Source organism: Paenibacillus sp. GL_099_B, from assembly GCF_057835695.1.
The window spans coordinates 1,648,821-1,665,931 of the sequence record NZ_CM174430.1 but is presented as its reverse complement, the minus strand read 5'-3'; the positions used below and the strand labels follow the sequence as shown (position 1 = coordinate 1,665,931).

At 48.6% G+C, this 17,111-nt stretch carries 17 protein-coding genes and 2 pseudogenes; 11 read left to right on the top strand and 8 right to left on the bottom strand.

Translation table 11 applies throughout. The features are described 5' to 3' along the window. Positions 1-89 precede the first annotated feature (89 nt). Together AC3ITG_RS07630 and AC3ITG_RS07625 are read right to left on the bottom strand one after the other, a co-directional pair. A pseudogene (locus AC3ITG_RS07630) lies at positions 90-362 on the bottom strand (PD-(D/E)XK nuclease family transposase); the annotation flags it as partial. Positions 363-400: 38 nt separating this feature from the next. Next, positions 401-1,255, bottom strand: a complete 855-nt coding sequence (locus AC3ITG_RS07625) for an Rpn family recombination-promoting nuclease/putative transposase (protein WP_489253335.1) — start codon at positions 1,253-1,255, stop codon at positions 401-403. Between the two features lie 329 nt (positions 1,256-1,584). On the opposite strand from AC3ITG_RS07625, the gene AC3ITG_RS07620 reads away from it, so the two are divergent. Then, the gene (locus tag AC3ITG_RS07620; protein ID WP_489253334.1) at positions 1,585-2,109 is read left to right on the top strand and encodes a DUF5412 family protein; all 525 of its coding nucleotides are present in this window, start codon (positions 1,585-1,587) and stop codon (positions 2,107-2,109) included. An 81-nt stretch (positions 2,110-2,190) separates the two neighbouring features. On the opposite strand, the gene AC3ITG_RS07615 is transcribed toward AC3ITG_RS07620, so the two are convergent. From AC3ITG_RS07615 to AC3ITG_RS07595, 5 genes are read right to left on the bottom strand one after another with little or no spacing between them, the layout of a single operon-like run. Then, positions 2,191-3,333, bottom strand: a complete 1,143-nt coding sequence (locus AC3ITG_RS07615; protein WP_489253333.1) for a glycosyltransferase — start codon at positions 3,331-3,333, stop codon at positions 2,191-2,193. A 60-nt stretch (positions 3,334-3,393) separates the two neighbouring features. Beyond that, positions 3,394-4,140 (bottom strand): class I SAM-dependent methyltransferase, encoded by a 747-nt coding sequence (locus tag AC3ITG_RS07610; protein ID WP_489253332.1) that lies wholly within the window; start codon positions 4,138-4,140, stop codon positions 3,394-3,396. Then, positions 4,127-5,689, bottom strand: a complete 1,563-nt coding sequence (locus AC3ITG_RS07605; RefSeq protein WP_489254439.1) for a nucleotide sugar dehydrogenase — start codon at positions 5,687-5,689, stop codon at positions 4,127-4,129. The genes AC3ITG_RS07610 and AC3ITG_RS07605 overlap by 14 nt, the downstream gene beginning before the upstream one ends. A gap of 25 nt (positions 5,690-5,714) precedes the next feature. Continuing rightward, entirely contained in the window at positions 5,715-6,704 is a 990-nt protein-coding gene (locus AC3ITG_RS07600) for a polysaccharide biosynthesis protein (RefSeq protein ID WP_489253331.1), read from the bottom strand. Positions 6,705-6,721: 17 nt separating this feature from the next. Then, entirely contained in the window at positions 6,722-7,411 is a 690-nt protein-coding gene (locus AC3ITG_RS07595) for a glycosyltransferase (protein WP_489253330.1), read from the bottom strand. 354 nt (positions 7,412-7,765) lie between these two features. Between AC3ITG_RS07595 and AC3ITG_RS07590 the strand changes: the two genes are divergently transcribed. Next, on the top strand, positions 7,766-8,476 hold the full coding sequence (locus AC3ITG_RS07590) for a GT-D fold domain-containing glycosyltransferase (protein WP_413376335.1): 711 nt from the start codon (positions 7,766-7,768) through the stop codon (positions 8,474-8,476). Positions 8,477-8,586: 110 nt separating this feature from the next. Here the strand turns inward: AC3ITG_RS07590 and AC3ITG_RS07585 are convergent, their stop codons facing one another. Next, complete coding sequence (locus tag AC3ITG_RS07585; protein ID WP_413376334.1) at positions 8,587-9,003, bottom strand: hypothetical protein; 417 nt, start codon at positions 9,001-9,003, stop codon at positions 8,587-8,589. 189 nt (positions 9,004-9,192) lie between these two features. Here AC3ITG_RS07585 and AC3ITG_RS07580 point away from each other — a divergent pair, with 189 nt between their 5' ends. The 9 genes and pseudogenes from AC3ITG_RS07580 to AC3ITG_RS07540 all read left to right on the top strand — a co-directional run bounded on the left by AC3ITG_RS07580 (position 9,193) and on the right by AC3ITG_RS07540 (position 17,101). Further along, a complete protein-coding gene (locus tag AC3ITG_RS07580) occupies positions 9,193-10,326 on the top strand; it encodes an RluA family pseudouridine synthase (RefSeq protein ID WP_489253329.1) in 1,134 nt (377 codons plus the stop codon). A 111-nt stretch (positions 10,327-10,437) separates the two neighbouring features. Next, positions 10,438-11,019, top strand: a complete 582-nt coding sequence (locus tag AC3ITG_RS07575; RefSeq protein ID WP_489253328.1) for an SLOG family protein — start codon at positions 10,438-10,440, stop codon at positions 11,017-11,019. A 121-nt stretch (positions 11,020-11,140) separates the two neighbouring features. Next, positions 11,141-11,959: an adenosylmethionine decarboxylase gene (gene speD, locus AC3ITG_RS07570; protein ID WP_063564347.1), complete on the top strand. Its 819-nt coding sequence runs from the start codon at positions 11,141-11,143 to the stop codon at positions 11,957-11,959. Positions 11,960-12,136: 177 nt separating this feature from the next. Continuing rightward, positions 12,137-12,547 carry a flagellar basal body rod protein FlgB gene (gene flgB, locus AC3ITG_RS07565; RefSeq protein WP_079695340.1) on the top strand — a complete coding sequence of 137 codons (411 nt, stop codon included), beginning with the start codon at positions 12,137-12,139 and terminating at the stop codon, positions 12,545-12,547. Between the two features lie 228 nt (positions 12,548-12,775). Then, a pseudogene (locus AC3ITG_RS07560) lies at positions 12,776-13,267 on the top strand (GNAT family N-acetyltransferase); the annotation flags it as partial. Between the two features lie 201 nt (positions 13,268-13,468). Then, the gene (locus AC3ITG_RS07555; RefSeq protein ID WP_489254438.1) at positions 13,469-13,876 is read left to right on the top strand and encodes an NUDIX domain-containing protein; all 408 of its coding nucleotides are present in this window, start codon (positions 13,469-13,471) and stop codon (positions 13,874-13,876) included. 238 nt (positions 13,877-14,114) lie between these two features. Continuing rightward, a complete protein-coding gene (locus AC3ITG_RS07550; RefSeq protein ID WP_413376327.1) occupies positions 14,115-14,636 on the top strand; it encodes an RNA polymerase sigma factor in 522 nt (173 codons plus the stop codon). Beyond that, complete coding sequence (locus tag AC3ITG_RS07545) at positions 14,626-15,963, top strand: DUF4179 domain-containing protein (protein WP_489253327.1); 1,338 nt, start codon at positions 14,626-14,628, stop codon at positions 15,961-15,963. The genes AC3ITG_RS07550 and AC3ITG_RS07545 overlap by 11 nt, the downstream gene beginning before the upstream one ends. Before the next feature lie 94 nt (positions 15,964-16,057). Beyond that, positions 16,058-17,101, top strand: coding sequence for a S66 family peptidase (locus AC3ITG_RS07540; RefSeq protein ID WP_489253326.1), 1,044 nt, complete (start codon positions 16,058-16,060; stop codon positions 17,099-17,101). Positions 17,102-17,111: the final 10 nt, after the last annotated feature.

Here is a 17,111-nt window from a genome sequence, read left to right as displayed (position 1 = left end):
GGTCTGATTGAACATTCTAGGGCAAATTAAAAATACAACCGCCTGCCCTTTTGGGGACAAGACGATTGTTTGGATTTAAAACACAATTGCTAATCTTTTAGCGCCTCAACTTCAGATTCAGTTAGACCACTCGTTTTGGCAATGACTGAAACTTCGATACCAAACGATAACATGTTCTTAGCAATCTCAAGAGCTTTTTTACGTTCACCCTTTTCCGTAGCCCACTCAATCATCGAGGCTTCATCGTGCAAATACTTTTGCCGTTCTTCATACAAGCGACGTGCTTCACGATCCTGACTCAGAAACTCCAGCGTATCCATCGCTTTCTTCAATGTAGGTTCATTCATTTGCAGCACCTCCCATTGTTTGTGGGGACGAGTTTTTTCTGTGGATTGCGTTGCTAATCTTTCAGTGCCTCAACTTCAGACTCAGTTAGACCACTTGTTTTGGCAATGACTGAAACTTCGATGCCGAATGAAAGCATATTTTTTGCAATTTCGATCGCCTTCTTTTGTTCGCCTTCCACTATACCTTTAGCAATGCCCTTTTCCGTAGCCCATTCAATCATCGAGGCTTCATCATGCAAATACTTTTGCCGCTCTTCATACAAACGACGTGCTTCACGATCCTGACTCAGAAACTCTAGCGTATCCATCGCTTTTTTCAATGTAGGTTCATTCATTTGCAGCACCTCCCAATTGGATTTGTCAGCACCTTTCAGGAAAAAAAGCCAGTTGATCAGACCACCTTCCATCGGAACGGATTGATCATCCAGCTTGGACAGCTCCATAAAATGAACTTCGAGATCATCACTCAATTCAAGTCCAGTATGGTCTTCCCTCAGATGAAATACATTATGATAACGCTCATTTTCGATAAACGAGTAATTTAAAATATTAATCGTCACACACTTTTTCAGTTCCTTGTACGTTTGGCCTTCCTGCAACTGACTGGAATAACGCTTGCTCCAATAGTATAGGGTCCGCTTTTCAATATCGTATTTATTAAACAACTGCATCTCAATGTTGATCAATTTACCTTCGGCTGTTTTCGCCCAAATATCAAATATGGACTGTTTATCCAGCGGAGCATCTTTATCGGTATACGGATTGAGGAGTACAATTTCCGTCAGCGGCTGTTCCCCCGATTCTGCAAACGTTCGGTTCAAGAACACCAGCAGCACATCTTTATTTTCTTCACTGCCAAAAATACGCTTGAAAACAAAATCGTTCCGAGGATCGAGCAAATCAGACATCTGACCATCAACTCCGTTTCTTTCTATTATACCATGCTTGGCATGCTTAATTGCAGCATCAACCACCTTTAGGCAAGTTAAACATTCCACATCAAACTACGGTCTCTTACTGCTTCTTCAAGTCCTGAATTTGCTAACAAGGCTCTCTCCTCCATTAACTTAGCTCTCGCTTGATTAAGGATTATTTTAACTTATTTGTTATTAATTAATATTCGCAATGTGTTACCATCGATTAATGATTTGCTTACAAAAAAGACATTTGCATACCTACATATCCATTTCCGCATATCGTTCGATCCAACTACCATTAAAGGAGGGCCGTTTTATTTATGTCGAAACAACATACACATGCTAGTGACTCTTCAAACATCTCACCACCAAAATCGTGGATACGCCGACATCCGATATTCACCGCATTTTCGATATTGATTCTGGCTCTGTTCGCCGCCGTATTCCTATACTTCACGCTTCGCCCTTACTTCTCCACGTTTGATCGTTCCGAACAAGGAGATCTGAGCTACTCCATGCCTTCACGGAACGGAGAATATACCGCCGAGATTTACGGCGTACCTTATGGTGGAGCGGCAGGTGGAGTCACAATCTGGGTTGAGGTGAAGAAAACGAACGCTCTTGGTGATTCCAATGTAAAGGCCATATACCGCGCTGGATACCACGGACATAACCATCTGGAATGGGAAGATGAAAATACACTCCGGATCGAAAACTGGAATGAGTATGTAGAAGAAAGCATTACGCTAAACATCAATGACGAAATCTATGACGGCTGGGGCTGGGCATGCCGAAGCCTGCGCATGAAGGACCAGTACGTTCGCTGCTTGGCACCCGAAAAATAAAAACACAAAATAAGCAGCCCCTCTCGCCGACTCTCACGGCAAGCGGGGCTGCTCTTATTCCACCTCTAGAACAGATCAACACTACTCTTTCTCTTTCTCTTTCTCTTTCTCTTTCTCTTCCTCTTCCGGCCCACTGCTCCCCTTACTCAACACCACTTCAAGCTTCTGCCGATTGGCGAGCAGGCCAGGGTCATTCGGCAGATACTCCCTTGCTTTGCTGTTATGCAGAAGCGCCTGCTCCCAGTTTCCCATGTGAGCGTAACAAAGTGAGAGCCGGGCATGGGGCAGCCAAGTGCGGCATGCCGCAGGCACGGGACGAAGACCCGGATCGCGGCTGCTGACATCGAGCGCTTGCATATACCAGTAAATGGCGGACACAATCTCATGCCTCTCCTGGAAGCAGGCAGCAATTGCACAGCAGAAGTCGGCATGCGGCAGGTCAAATTGAAATGATTGCAGCAGTGCGCCCAGCTTCCGTCCCGGCTCGCCAAGCCGCTCATAACATTCCGCCAGCCGCGCGCAGGCGATGAGCCGATCCTCGCGATAACCGCTCGGCTCTAGCAGCAACTTCGCGTACGCCCGAACCGCCGGCGCATAACGCTGGCGGTCGTAACATTCGCCTGCATAATAGAACAACAGGCGTCCCTGGGCAACGCCCTCTTCGGCGATCCATTTGCGCAGAATGCGCACGTTTCGCGCCGAATGATGACCCGCTTCGCGGCGGTGCGTGACGGCAATGTCTGCCGTAATGACACCGCTCTGCGGGAAGCCTAACTGCTCGTGCAGCCGGCCATGCCAGCGGCACTCCGCTTCTCGCTTGACGAGGCGCATCCGTCGGTCTGTCACGAGCGGACTCCCCTCCGCCCCCTCGGCCAGCGTATAGCCCAAGATCACAGCCGCCGTCTCTCCCCCGGACGGCAGCTGCTGCTTCAACCTTTCAAGCTTCGCCCGTTCCGCGGGCAGCAACATATCATCTGCATCCAGCCACAGAATATATTCCTGTGTGGCCTGGTCGAATGAATAATTCCGCGCTGCAGCAAAATCATCCTTCCACTCATACATGTAGACCCGGTCGGTATATTGCGCGGCGATCTCCATCGTACGATCGGATGAACCGGTATCTACAATAACGATCTCGTCCGCGATACCGGCGACCGAGTCGAGACAGCGCGCAAGTGTGCGTTGTTCGTTCTTCACAATCATACACAGGCTGATGGTGATCACGGTTTAAGCCCCTTCCTGTCTTACGCGTATTGCGGTCTTTTTTTATTTCAGCCTCATCTGCTACCCTTCCCCAGTCTCCTGACGACGCAGACGTTTAACCTGATCCACCGCATTGTCCATCGCTTTCTTGCGCTGATTCATCAGGCGAAGGTGATTCTTCTCCACTGCGGCAAAATGTACGTGATCCAGCTCCATCCATTCCGTCAGTTGGTTCAGCGTTGGTGACATATACAGCTGCGTTTTCCGTCTTTTGCGTGCCACACAACATAGATATTTATGATGAACTTCCAGCTTCAATACTTCAAAATACGGCAGCAAGCACATCGCCAGATTCCCGGCATAGAACGTCTGCTTGTGATCGTAAAAGGGATGGTAACCATACGGCACGGTCAAAACCAGGGTTCCCTCCTCCTGCAGCAGTCGGTGAATTTGCAGCAATAACGTCTCCGGATGGGCAAAATGCTCCAGCACTTCGCCAAGCAGTACTGTATCAAAGGTGGTTCTGGCTTTCCATTGTGTAATGTCCAGCAGGCGAAAATCCACATTGTTCCGCACGGGTCTGGACTCCTTCGCCAGTTCCTCGCGGGCGTATTGTATACTCTCTTCTTCCAGATCAATACCTGTAACACGAAACCCTTCACGCGCAAGCAAAATGGAAGTGATGCCCTGACTGCATCCGACATCCAGAATTCGTTTGCCTGTTGCTTCGCGGCACATCCAGTGAACACGGGTACGTGTGGCTTCGTGCGATTCCTCCGAATTGATCTCGCCATAATAACGTTCGCTCACTCGGTCATGATTCGCCATGGCTGCCTCCAGAATTTTCGTGCGATTGTTTGAGGTGTGGTTCACTGTGTGCTTCATGGTCTGACTTGATAGTTTCGGTGTGTCCCCGCTTATCCCCATCCACCGTCTGAGACACTCGCATGTTCTCATGAATTTGCATTTCATGTACTTCATTAACGTCTTGCACCACGTTCACTTCCGGCCGAATCGGCTGTCCAAGCACCACTATATTGCCACCGACACATCCGGCAGTAGCATTACGTGTATCGAAGATCAACTTGGCATGATCCGCCATTTCCTGATAGTCGAAGCCCGTATGATCCGTCGTAATCATGACCAGATCAGCCCCCGCCCACAATGCTGGTGATGCTGCTTGAGACTGGGCAACCGTACCATCATCCTTGCGGAACAAAGGCACCATCGGATCGGTGAAGACCACGTCTGCCCCTGCTTCACGAAGCAGTCTATAGACATCCAACGCTGGCGATTCACGCAAGTCGTCGATATCTTTTTTGTACGCCATACCCGCCAGTACAATTCGGGCTCCTTTCATCGATGAACCGTTCTGTTTGAGCAACTCGGCAGCACGTTTCACCACTCTTTCGGGCATTTGCCGATTGGTCGCATCTGCAAGCGAAATGAATTGCAACTCCGATCCCTGACGGCCTGCGGCCCAGGACAGATAGATCGGGTCAATTGGAATGCAGTGTCCACCAATGCCCGGACCCGGATAGAACGGCATATAACCGAACGGCTTGGTTGCCGCAGCGTCCAGCACCTCCCAGATGTTTACGCCCATTTGCTCACAGGCAGGTGTCAGTTCGTTCACTAGCGCGATGTTCACGCTGCGAAACGTATTTTCAAACAACTTTGCCGTCTCCGCCACTGTCGTTGAACTAACGGGAACGATCTCGTTCAGGAACGAACCGTAGAATGCTTTTCCATAGGATAGACAGGCTGGCGTGGAGCCGCCAATGATCTTCGGTGTATTTTTCACCCCGTAATGCACACTTCCGGGATCTACCCGCTCTGGAGAATAACAGACATGGAACTGCTGTCCTACTTTCCACCCTTTTGCGGCTTCAATCGGCTGCTTTACACGCTCCTCGGTGGTGCCGGGATACGTAGTACTTTCCAATATGACAAGGCCGCCCTCCTGAAGATAAGGCGTTATGCCATCCACTGCTGCAGCGATAAATGAAATGTCCGGTTGGTGCTCCGCAGTTAAAGGCGTAGGGACACAGATAACAATCACATCCGCCTGCCCCACCGCTGCGAAATCCGTCCCCGCCATCAATAATCCAGCCTGAGCAAGGGATTGCACAACCTTATCCTCAATGCCGATCACATACGATTTCCCGGCACGCAGCTTAGCCACTTTTGCCCCATCGATGTCAATTCCTTGCACCTGATATCCAGCCTGCGCCATCTCCACCGCCATCGGTAACCCGACATACCCAAGACCAATGACGGCGGCTTTCAGGGAGCGGTTGTTTATGTTTTGAAGCGTGGTACGTTCCTGTGTTTCCTTATTTCCTTCATGCTTGCTACTCTCTACCATTCCTTCCACCTCCAAACGGTCCGCCTCCCTTCTATTAATGAATAAAGCCGCCTGCACGTAAAAACTGGGCAATAGCGGAACGGTTCATCATTGCGCTGTCTGAACGATACTCGGAAAAGGTCACGCGAGGCAGCCCGCTATACAGATCTGTCAGGCGCTTGTCCGGTTCCTGTGGCAAAATCACATAATATTGTTCGTCAACCTTATAGGTACGTGGTGCCTCGAATGGAGAAATGAGTACTTCATGTAATTTTTCGCCCGGTCGAATCCCGGTTACTTTATAGTCGTGAGACGGACGACCTGCCTGTTCCAGCATGACCGAAGCCAGATCCGTCATTTTGCAGGCCTTCATTTTCATCACAAAAGTCTCGCCGCCCACCGCTGCCTCAGCCGCCTTCAGCAACAAATGAATGGCCTCCGTCCGCGTCAGAAAAAAGCGGGTCATGCCTTTGTCCGTAATGGTCAGGCTTTTGCCTTCATCAATCTGACGACGGAACAATGGAACGACACTGCCGCTGGTCCCGAGCACATTACCCCCACGAATACAAACAAAACGGGTGGACTCGCTCAGCCCATTAGCACGAATCATCATCTTTTCACCCAAAGCCTTGGTCATCCCGTAAACGTTAAGCGGATCTACCGCCTTGTCGGTGGAGACGTCAATGACTTTGGCAACCTGCATGCGAATCGCAGCGCGAATAATGTTCTGGGTGCCGATGACGTTGGTCTTGAACGCTTCATCCGGCTGATCCTCGCATACCGGAACGTGTTTCAGTGCTGCCAGATGAAAAAGAACATCCACCCCGCGACAGGCTTCCTCCACTGCCCGATAGTCGCGAATATCTCCGATGACAAAACGCAAACGTGCATCATGACCGAAATCCCGCTGCATCGTTATCTGGGCGTACTCATTACGCGAGAGAATCCGAATCTCGGCTGGATTCTGCTCCAGCAGTACCTCGGTCAGCTTTTGCCCCCAGGAGCCCGTACCTCCGGTGATCAAAATCGTTTGTCCTTTAATCATGGTGAATCCCTCCTTGTTCAAATCATGAATTCGCGTAATACCGCAGCCATCTCTTCCCGGCTCAATCGGTCTTTCGGTGGTACTTTTTTGATGGATGTATTGTTGGAATGCACAATATTCACGTAATTGCGCGGAGCCAGCAGTTCATGCGGCAGCTCAATGACATTGCCATGTGTTCCCCGGCCCGGCAGCTTCAACCGGTATCCCGCAGCGTACTCAGCCGTTTTATATAGGTAAACATAGAACTGCGGGGAACGATGAAAAGCTGGCGCCATCTCATGATTCACGCTGTCCCACAAGTATCCATTCTGGTTGATGAGTGCTATCGTTCCGGGCTGCGGCTGCACGTCATAGAGCTGCTGAACAAAGGTCCTGTGATACAGATCATCCGAGTCCAGACGCGCCATGTAGATCTCCTCCGCCCCTTCTGCAAAAGCCAAGATGGCCCGCACACTTTCTATGGTTGTTCCAAAACGGATATTGGAAGGCAGCGGCTCCTGTTCAGCTAAAATGTCTTGCATCAATTCCCCCGATTCCTTGGAAAGCTTCACCACCGTCAGAAAATCCTGATTCGTCTGCGCCTTAAGACAATGAAGAGTGAAAGTACGAAAAATGCTCATTCGTCGCTCCAGCCACTCTCTTGTCAAGCGCTGTGGGTCCATTCCGTAATTGTTGAAGTTAATCTCAATAACCACTTTTCTGGACATGCCCTTCCTCCTCATCTTTTGTTGAACTTCTTTCAATTCAGTCAGACTATTTTCATAGTTTTTACAGCCCTTTCCACGCAAAAAAATGCCTCCGTCAGCCCGAAACTGCTATACAGAAGCTCTCTCCAATCCAGCCGACTCTATAACGTATGAAAAAATAATAGAACTGGTCCGGACACTTGCACGGGTTTTTGTATAAATCAGCTTTTACATAAGCCCATCAACACTTTCCGGTCCCGAAAGTAGATTGATATATAACCGAAGATGCGCCCTGCGGGTCGAACGCACAAAACGTTGCCGAAGCCGCAACATAGAATAGAGCAATTGAATTTTCAAAGGAGGCTTTATACCACTATGAGTCCAATCTATCTTGAAATGGATGGTGTGTTGGATCAACTTGAAGCCGCCGTGAGGGATAAGCGTCCCTTCTCTCTGGTCCGTGTGGGCGATGGGGAAAATATCGTCATGTCCCAGGAAACGGTCTGGAGTACGGAACAGGTTTTGCAGGAGCGATGGGCCATCAAGGCTAATCTAGGGCAAAAAGGACTGCGTCTACCCAATCTGCAGCTTCGGGACGAGGTTGCCGCTTCCTTGCAACGGGCAGATATCGTAGGTGTTCTTCCTCACGGGGACAGTACCATCAAAGCCCCGGAGCATCTCAAAAGACAGCTGACCGATACGGTGTTCGCGCATTTCGGCATCGCTCCGGCACTAACTTGCCATGCCTGTGTCAATCGGGAACTCGCGCAGGTGCCCCGCTTCTGGAATATGCTTGCCGGCAAGCGTATTCTGCTCGTTACCCGCGAGATTGAGCAGCTGCGAGCCATGCTCGTTCAAGAGCCATATCACCTGAATATTACAGCTGCGCTGCCCTTCGACGGCTGGGATCAGATGCAGGAAACACTGCAATGGATTCAAACGAATCAGGATACCTTCGATGTAGCTCTCTTCTCCTGTGGCGTGAACGCGGTTGTACTTGCGGAGCGAACAGCGGCACTTGCGGGCAAAGTAGCCATCGACTTCGGCAAAGCCAACAACATTATTTTGAAAGGCCGCGCTAACTAGTCTGAAAAAGTAGATACTACAACAAAAATCCCGGACTCCTTAGAGCCGGGATTTTTGTCTGCTCATCATAAGATGCCATATGATAACACTCTTCCTGTTGAAACTTCTGTTCATAGGAACCAATCGGTGGCTGCAATACCATAGAACACCTCAGGTCCGGTCCGTACAGATGTGGACACCCCGGAAATAAACGAGGTATATACACTTTCCAGTGCAGGCGGTGCGGACAGATCCTGTGCAGTGAACGAATGGAATTCAGCGCCACCGTTCTGACCTATCGTACCTTCGGCGCGATAGATCACAAAAAACGGATCGTAAACACTGCCCCGAACAAGCTCAACAACGAACGTATCCCCCACTTCTCCTGTAACGCCAACCGTGCCATTCAAGGTGATAATGGGGTTTGGGACACCAAGGGTCTGCAGACCAATGGAGCCGAACGCTTCTGGTGATGGGCCCAGAGACAAACCGGGCTGTCCTACGGTTCCCGAGTTCATCGAAGTTCTCATATCGAGAAACACACCCATGAGTAACACCTCCAATGCTATGGGATACGTTATTCTATGAATCTCAACTCTCTTTGGATTGGATGGGTAACAGATTCTCTCCACCTATTTTTATTTGCCCCCGGTTAATGGTATATTGGACTGCATAACGAAATGAACGGATCGTATGCACACAAGCGGTACAGGCTGTTCAGAAGGAGATTACTATTTATGAATAAACGTAAACGCCCAACAGGCAATACATCCGCCAAAGGGAAAACATCCGCAGGTTCGTCCACAGCGCGGTCCGGTCGGTCCACTTTTACTTCCGCCAAATCATCAGGACCATCCGCATCACGTAATACAGGTGCGACGAAAAAGCCAGTAGCATCCAAATCCTCCGCGGCTCCCAAGAAAGCCGGAGCACCCAAACCCAAAGCAGCCAAACGCTCGGGCAATTCCTATTATCGCAAGCAAGAACCACCACGTCCGTACAAGGTTACTGAACCTGATGAGCTGCTCAACTTCTTGCTGAAACATTTGAAGTCCGGCCGGAATGCCGTCAAATCCATTCTGGGTCGCGGACAGGTCTCCGTTGATCAGAAAGTGGTGACCAAGTTTAATCTGGAGCTTACGCCGGGGCAGATCGTAACGATCAGCAAAGAAGGCGCTGTTGCCGCTCCTTCCCTGACCGGGATTAACATTTTGCATGAAGACGATGATATCATTGTCATTCGCAAGGAAGCTGGACTGTTATCCATTGCCGCTGACAAGAGTGATGATCTTACCGCTTATCGCCAGCTGACCGAGCATGTTCGCCGTACCGACGCGCTGAACCGGATATTTATTGTACATCGTCTGGACCGTGACACTTCGGGTGTCATGATGTTCGCGAAGAGCGAAGAAGTGCAGCAGAAGCTGCAGGACAACTGGAAAGAAAATGTACAGGAACGTGTGTATGTTGCCCTTGTGGAAGGCGCCGTTGCAAAAGAAGAAGGCACCATTTCCTCATGGTTGAAAGAAACCAAGACGCTCAAAATGTATTCCAGTTCTCGCCCGAATGATGGACAACATGCCATTACACACTACAAACGTCTACAATCGAACCGTGAGTTCTCCCTGCTGGAAGTCCGTCTGGAAACGGGTCGCAAAAACCAGATTCGTGTGCATATGGAAGATTTGGGCCATCCCATTGCAGGCGACAAAAAATACGGTGCTCACACCAAAACACTGGGTCGCCTCGGACTGCATGCACGGGTACTCTCGTTCATCCATCCAACGTCGGGTGAGTTGATGAGGTTTGAGACCGATATTCCAAAACAGTTCCTCTACCCATTCCGTACGGATGCTCCGCCAGCGAACTAACGGGATGATTCATAGAACAGGCATCGCTGACTCAGCGATTTCAGCCGATTCTGGACAAGCCGCGGTGCCGGAACTGGCCGATGGCCTGACCACGCCTGAAAGGAGGAAGCGATGCTGAAAAACTTGCTGATTACCGGTTATCGTGCACATGAACTACAGATTTTTGGACAGAAACATGAGGGAATTCCTTTCATCAAAAAGGCGATCTCCTCCCGTCTTACACCTCTGGTCGAAGATGGGCTGGAGTGGGTGCTGACACCAGGCCAATACGGTGTAGACCTGTGGGCCTGTGAAGTGGTGCTTGAGCTGAAGAAGACGTTCCCGGATCTGAAGCTGTCGATCATTACCGCTTTTCAGAATCCTGAGGAACAATGGAAGGAAGACAAACAGGAGTATTATCGCTCCATTCTGCAAGGTGTGGACTATTATGGTGCGATTAGTCGTCAGCCGTATATCGGCCCGTGGCAATTTACTGCGCGGGACGACTTACTGCTGCGTAAAAGCGACGGTCTCCTGCTCGTGTATGATGAAGATGCCGGGGATGGCAGTCCCCGTTTTATAAAGGAAAAAGCGGTCAAAAAACAGCAGAATGAAGATTATACGATCATCAGCATCACCTCGGAGGATATTCAATCGGTTGCCGAAGATGAACGGATGAACGATGTCGGGGATTACGAAGATCCTTCATTCTGATCTGTGCACGACTGGAGTAGCAAAGAATGAAGTACATATGTTTTTTTTGGCGGCAGGTTGGGTATAAGTAGTAGTAAAAGTGCGATTACCATGTCGTATGGGACAAAGGGGAACTGCAACCATGACATTAACGCCAGAGCAGCGCATTCAACTGCATGGATTCAACAACCTGACCAAGTCGCTGAGTTTCAATATGTACGATATCTGTTATACGAAAACCAAAGATGAACGCGAAGCTTACATTGAATATATTGATGAACAATATAATGCGGCCCGGCTGAGCAAAATCCTGAATAACGTGTCTGACATTATCGGTGCCCATGTGCTGAATGTCGCCCAACAGGACTATGTTCCCCAGGGTGCTAGTGTGACGATGCTTGTGTCAGAAGGCCCCATTGTGGAGATCCCCGAAGAATCCTTCGATGAATCTCCAGGCCCCCTGCCCGATAATGTTGTCATGCAGCTCGACAAAAGCCATATTACCGTTCATACGTACCCCGAATTCCACCCGAGCGAAGGCATCAGTACGTTCCGGGCAGATATTGACGTCTCTACCTGTGGTGAAATCTCGCCACTAAAGGCACTGAACTATCTAATCCACTCGTTCGATACAGATATCATGACGATGGACTACCGGGTACGTGGTTTTACACGGGATACGAGTGGACGCAAGCTGTTCATTGATCATGAGATCGGTTCGATCCAGAATTACATTCCGGATGAGATCAAGAGCAGCTTCGACATGATTGACGTGAACGTCTATCAGGAGAACATTTTTCACACCAAGTGTAAACTGAAAGAATTCGATCTCGATAATTATCTGTTTGGTTATACCAAAGATAAACTGAGCAAAGCCGAGCAACAGGAAATTACGGAGTGGTTGAAGTTGGAGATGGATGAGATTTATTATGGCAAAAACATCAATCGTCCTTCTTCATAGCTGATTCGTAAGGACTGATTCACACGGGCTGGGACAAGGATAAGATGTCATGAAGCAGGATTTCGTAATGGAAACCTCCGGCATGCGCTTGTCCTTTTCTTTTGCCTAACTTGACAGGCAGCAGCTCATTTTTTTATGATGAAAGCAATTGCATTTCCATTGAAGGAGACTGAGCCGTTGATTGAAACGAACACTTCCAGACGCAATGAATCTCTGTTACAAGCGCTGAACGCGCAGCACAAGGTTACCACTGAAAATATTGCCAATGCAGACACACCCAATTACAAAAAGAAATCGGTGGAGTTTGAGGAAGAGCTTAGACGTATCATTGAGAATGGCAAAACAGATCAGCTCGATATGAAGCGGACTCATGAAAAACACTTTCCGGTCAGTAATCCCAATGACTCCATCGTAAACTACCGGATTGTCGAGAACAACGAAACTTCCATGAATAATAACAACAATAACGTTGATATTGACAAGGAAATGGCGAACCTTTCGGAGAATCAGCTTATGTATAACTACATGGTTGATCGGGTCAGCGGGCACTACAAGAAAATGAAAAACCTGTTGCAGGATATGAAATAATGAATGGTAGAGCAGCCCTTTGGCTGCTTTTGTTTTGTCTATATTCGGAAATATTCAGATGATCTATATTGAATTATATTGATCTATATTAAACGCATTTAGCGTCGCTTTTCTTTTCCTAATCAGGAGGATATGCTCCCCTACTTGTGCCCTTTTTCGGTATCCTCTCTGTTTCGTAGTATAATGAGATAAAATGTATGATTTCATATCCAATAAAAGAGGTGCAACATGGCTCCACGTCATTTAAATGCTTTTCAAGGCTCCAAAGTCCGGCTAGCTGCTCCTTGCCCAGAAGACTGCATGCGGCTCTCCCGCTTTACTGACAGTTATGATTACTTGCGTAATCTGGATACCGATATTGCTGTTCCGCTAACGCCGGATGAGACGGGGTCATCCGCAGTTCGCAGAGACAACGGCTTTGAATTTGCACTGCGTACTCTCGAGGACAATCGGTTCATCGGATTCACGGCCCTCTACCGAATTGAGTGGAATAACCGCTCTGCACGCCTGGCCATTGGTATTGGTGATGACAAAGATCGGGGTAAAGGATACGGCAGTGATGCTCTCGCCCTGATTATTCGTTATGGATTCCATGAATTGAATCTGAACAGAATTGCGCTGGAAGTAATTGAATACAATGAGACTGCCCGACGCGCCTATCTGAAAGCCGGATTTCGGGAGGAAGGCCGCCAGCGTTCTGCCGTTCTACGGGATGGCACGCATTATGATCTGATCTCGATGAGTATTCTTGCAGAAGAATGGTCAACGCAGACCAAACTTCCGCTCGCGTTTCAGTCCACTCATGCCCAAGGAACTAAACAGAACGAAGATCACTCAGACTCACGATTGGTCGCTGCCGAAGGATCTGCGTTGTCCTTACTTAACGCCAAAGGGACTGAGAACTCTCCTGTCCAACCTCGGATTGGTGTCGGAGCGGTCATCCTCAACGAACGTAATGAAGTCCTTTTGGTTTGGCGGAATCGTCAGCCTGAACAGTACACCTGGAGTATCCCTGGGGGCAAAGTGGACCCGTACGAATCCATTGAAACGACCGTCATTCGGGAGATCAAAGAAGAAGTCGATCTGGATATTGTCATCGACAAGCTGCTCTGCACCGCAGAGACGATCCGACCTGAACAACAGGAGCATTGGATTTCCGTCCTCTACTCAACTCGAGTTATTGGCGGCGTTGCTCGTAACCTCGAAGAAGGCGGAGCAATTGGTGAGATTGGTTGGTTCCCGCTGGATGATCTGCCATCGCCGCTCGCTAGTTTCGCGGTGCCTGGTCTGGAAGCTGCGAAAAAACTCCATCTTTATTCTGAAGATTGAAATCGGGAAAACTATTCTCTAGTATGTATGGTCAGACAAGTCATATGAAGAATAACAGCCGCCAAGCTCCTGTCTTTAAGACAAAGGGGAGCTTGGCGGCTGTTTTCAGTTTTCTGCACAAATTCCTTCTTTGTGGTAGTCTCAGTACGTGTATACATAACTTTTTTTCCAAAATCAAGAACCGTTTGGTCCTTTCCACGGTCTAATACGCAACAACATCCATGAAAGGAGGAGCCATGTGACCCCTGCTCAACTGACCATCGCCGCACAAAAAGGGGATGCCGAGGCTTTTGCAGCCTTAATGGAGATGCATCAGAGTCGACTGTTCCGGATCGCCTATGCCTATCTGCACAACGAGGGCGATGCGCTGGAAGCGATACAGGAATCCACCTACAGAGCTTATCGAAAGCTCAAGAAATTAAAAGAACCCTCCTATTTCGCCACTTGGCTGATCCGCATTCTGCTAAATTACTGTGCGGACGAACGCAAACGCAAGAGCCGGTTCAGCCACGTTACCGAAATTCATGAACCTAGCAGCTGGGACCGGCCCGCAGACCCTGATCTGGCCGCAGCCGTCTCTGCGCTGGATCGGGATTGCAAACAGATTATTATTCTAAGTTATTTCGAAGGTTTCTCCTTAACAGAAGTCGCTGATATTCTGGAAATCCCGACCGGAACCGTAAAATCCCGACTGCACCGGGCACTCGGACAGCTCCGTAACCAACTTGAAACGAAAGGAGATGTAACTCATGAGCGATGAAATGAAGCCATTTGAAGCCATTGAGCAGCGTCTGAATGATCGTAAAACAGAGTACGACGCCATGTCTGTACCGGATGCCGCAGCATATCAGGCTGTACAGGCCGGAATCCGTCAGGCTGCGCGCAAGCGCAAGTCCCGGCTGCGCTGGTATATGAGCACCATATCTGCAGCCGCGATCATCCTCGTGTTTACGGGATGTATTCGCGTCTCCCCCGCCTTTGCATCCTTTGTGGAGCAACTGCCGGGCATGGAGGGTATCGTCAGTATGATTCGCCAGGATAAGGGGTTAATGATGGCCATCGATCAGTCTCTCTTGCAGAAGGTAGGCGTAACTGACGAGCATAATGGAGCTTCAATGACCGTGGACAGCATCATTACAGATGAGTCACGCATGGTTATTTTTTACACGATGAAAGGCATGAAAGATCCAGACAAAGGTATGTATGACATCGATTTGCTTGATGAGCATGGTAAGAATCTTCCTGTTGGATTTAGTTATTCTTCCCCTAAACCGACTTCAGACGAGAATGTCTATGAAAATTATATCGATGTTATCTTTACTGGCGATGCTTCACCCCCCGAAGAACTAAGTGTTGTATTTAAATCCAGATATAAAGGGAGTTCTAAAGAGTGGAAAGTTACTTTCCCAGTAGACACTCATTTAACGAAAGGTATGAAAAAAATCATCCCGGTAAATCAAACGTTAATGGTAGATGGGCAGCGTATTGATGTTAAACAGGCTACCCTTTATCCAACTCGTTTTGTGCTTGATGTAAAATTCGATCCAAAAAATACAAAGAAGATCTTTGGACTGGATGACCTGCAATTGGTCGATGAACAAGGCCGCGCATGGAGAACAAACACCACAACAGGTGAGGATGAACGATCCATTTACTTTGAAAGCATGTACTTCTCTATTCCGAAAAAGCTGACTTTACAAGGATCTGGATTTTCGGGGCTGAATAAAAATGAACTGGATATCGTCGTTGATCTGAAATCACACAAGATTACAGGCGGTCCATCTGGATTGAAGATGCTTGGAAGCAAGGTCGTTGGCAAAGATTTGGTTATCCATTTCTCAGTAGACGGTAGTATGGAAGGCAAGTTCATTCTAGCATTCGGAGATGTTATGGACAAAGCAGGTAAATCATATCAGATTCCAGGCTCCAATTGGAGCAGTGGAGATGGAACAGATGAAAGACATACGATTATCTCTTCTACTATTCAAAATGGGGCCAAGATAAAAGGGGAAATAAAGATGCATATTTCCACCTATCCAATGAAATTTAAATCACCATTTTCAATGGAAATCCCGGTGAACCCTTAATCATTTTCAGAAGCATACTGATATAAACGCAATTATTCTTTATAATGGAAACATTCGTTAAATTGATATGTTCACAGGAAAGGGTGTTTCCACAATGAATAACCGTTCGATCCGTTACCCGCAACCACTCGCTCCGGGAAATACCATTGGCGTGGCTGCACCATCCAGCGGTGTAAGTGAATCCTTGCATCATTACCTTGAAGAGAGCAGGCACAACATGGAGCGCCTTGGTTTTGGTGTTCAGGAGAGCCCATTTCTACGACATAACGCCAAATGTGTAAGTTCCTCCAAGGAAGATCGCGCTGCCGAGATCGATGCATTTTTCCGCGACCCTGAGATTCAGGCTATTATTCCTCCGTGGGGTGGAGAGTTCCTTATGGATATCCTGCCCCTACTCGATTGGGAAGCTTTGAAAACGTTGCCTCCCAAATGGGTCATGGGATATTCGGATATCAGTACCTTTTTATTCGCATACACCCTGATTACCGGAACGGCTTCAGCACATGGTACGAACTACGTGGACCTTAGATCCAATGAACTCGATCCGGTGACCGCCCGTTGGATTGATGTATTACAGACAGGCCAGGGAGGGCAGATCACCCAATCTTCCTCCACCCACTATCAATCAGAATGGAAACCGGATTTGTCGACGTTCAATCTGGATACTGCTTCTCACTGGAAACAGCTGGGGCAACCCGAAGGAGCAAACTCGCAGGTTACATTCTCAGGTCGGTTGATCGGCGGCTGCATGGATACAATCACCTGTCTGATTGGCACGCCTTACGCACCAGTTGAAGCGTATCTCGATCAGTATTGTGCAGAAGAAGGAACGATCTGGTATCTGGAAAGCTGTGAGATGAATGCGGGTGATATCTACCGTCATCTGTGGCAGATGAGACAGGCAGGCTGGTTTGCAGGCGTAAAAGGCTTCATGTTCGGCCGACCTGCTGGTTATTCGGATACAGGAGATTTCAACTTCATCGATGCCCTGTCTTCGGCTCTCGGAGATATGGATGTTCCCGTACTGTATGATGTGGATCTTGGCCACATCCCGCCACAGTTAACTTTTGTGAATGGCGCGCTGGGCAACGTGGCTTATGAGAATGGGCATGGAAGACTTGAGATGGCATTTGTGTGATCACCTTTTG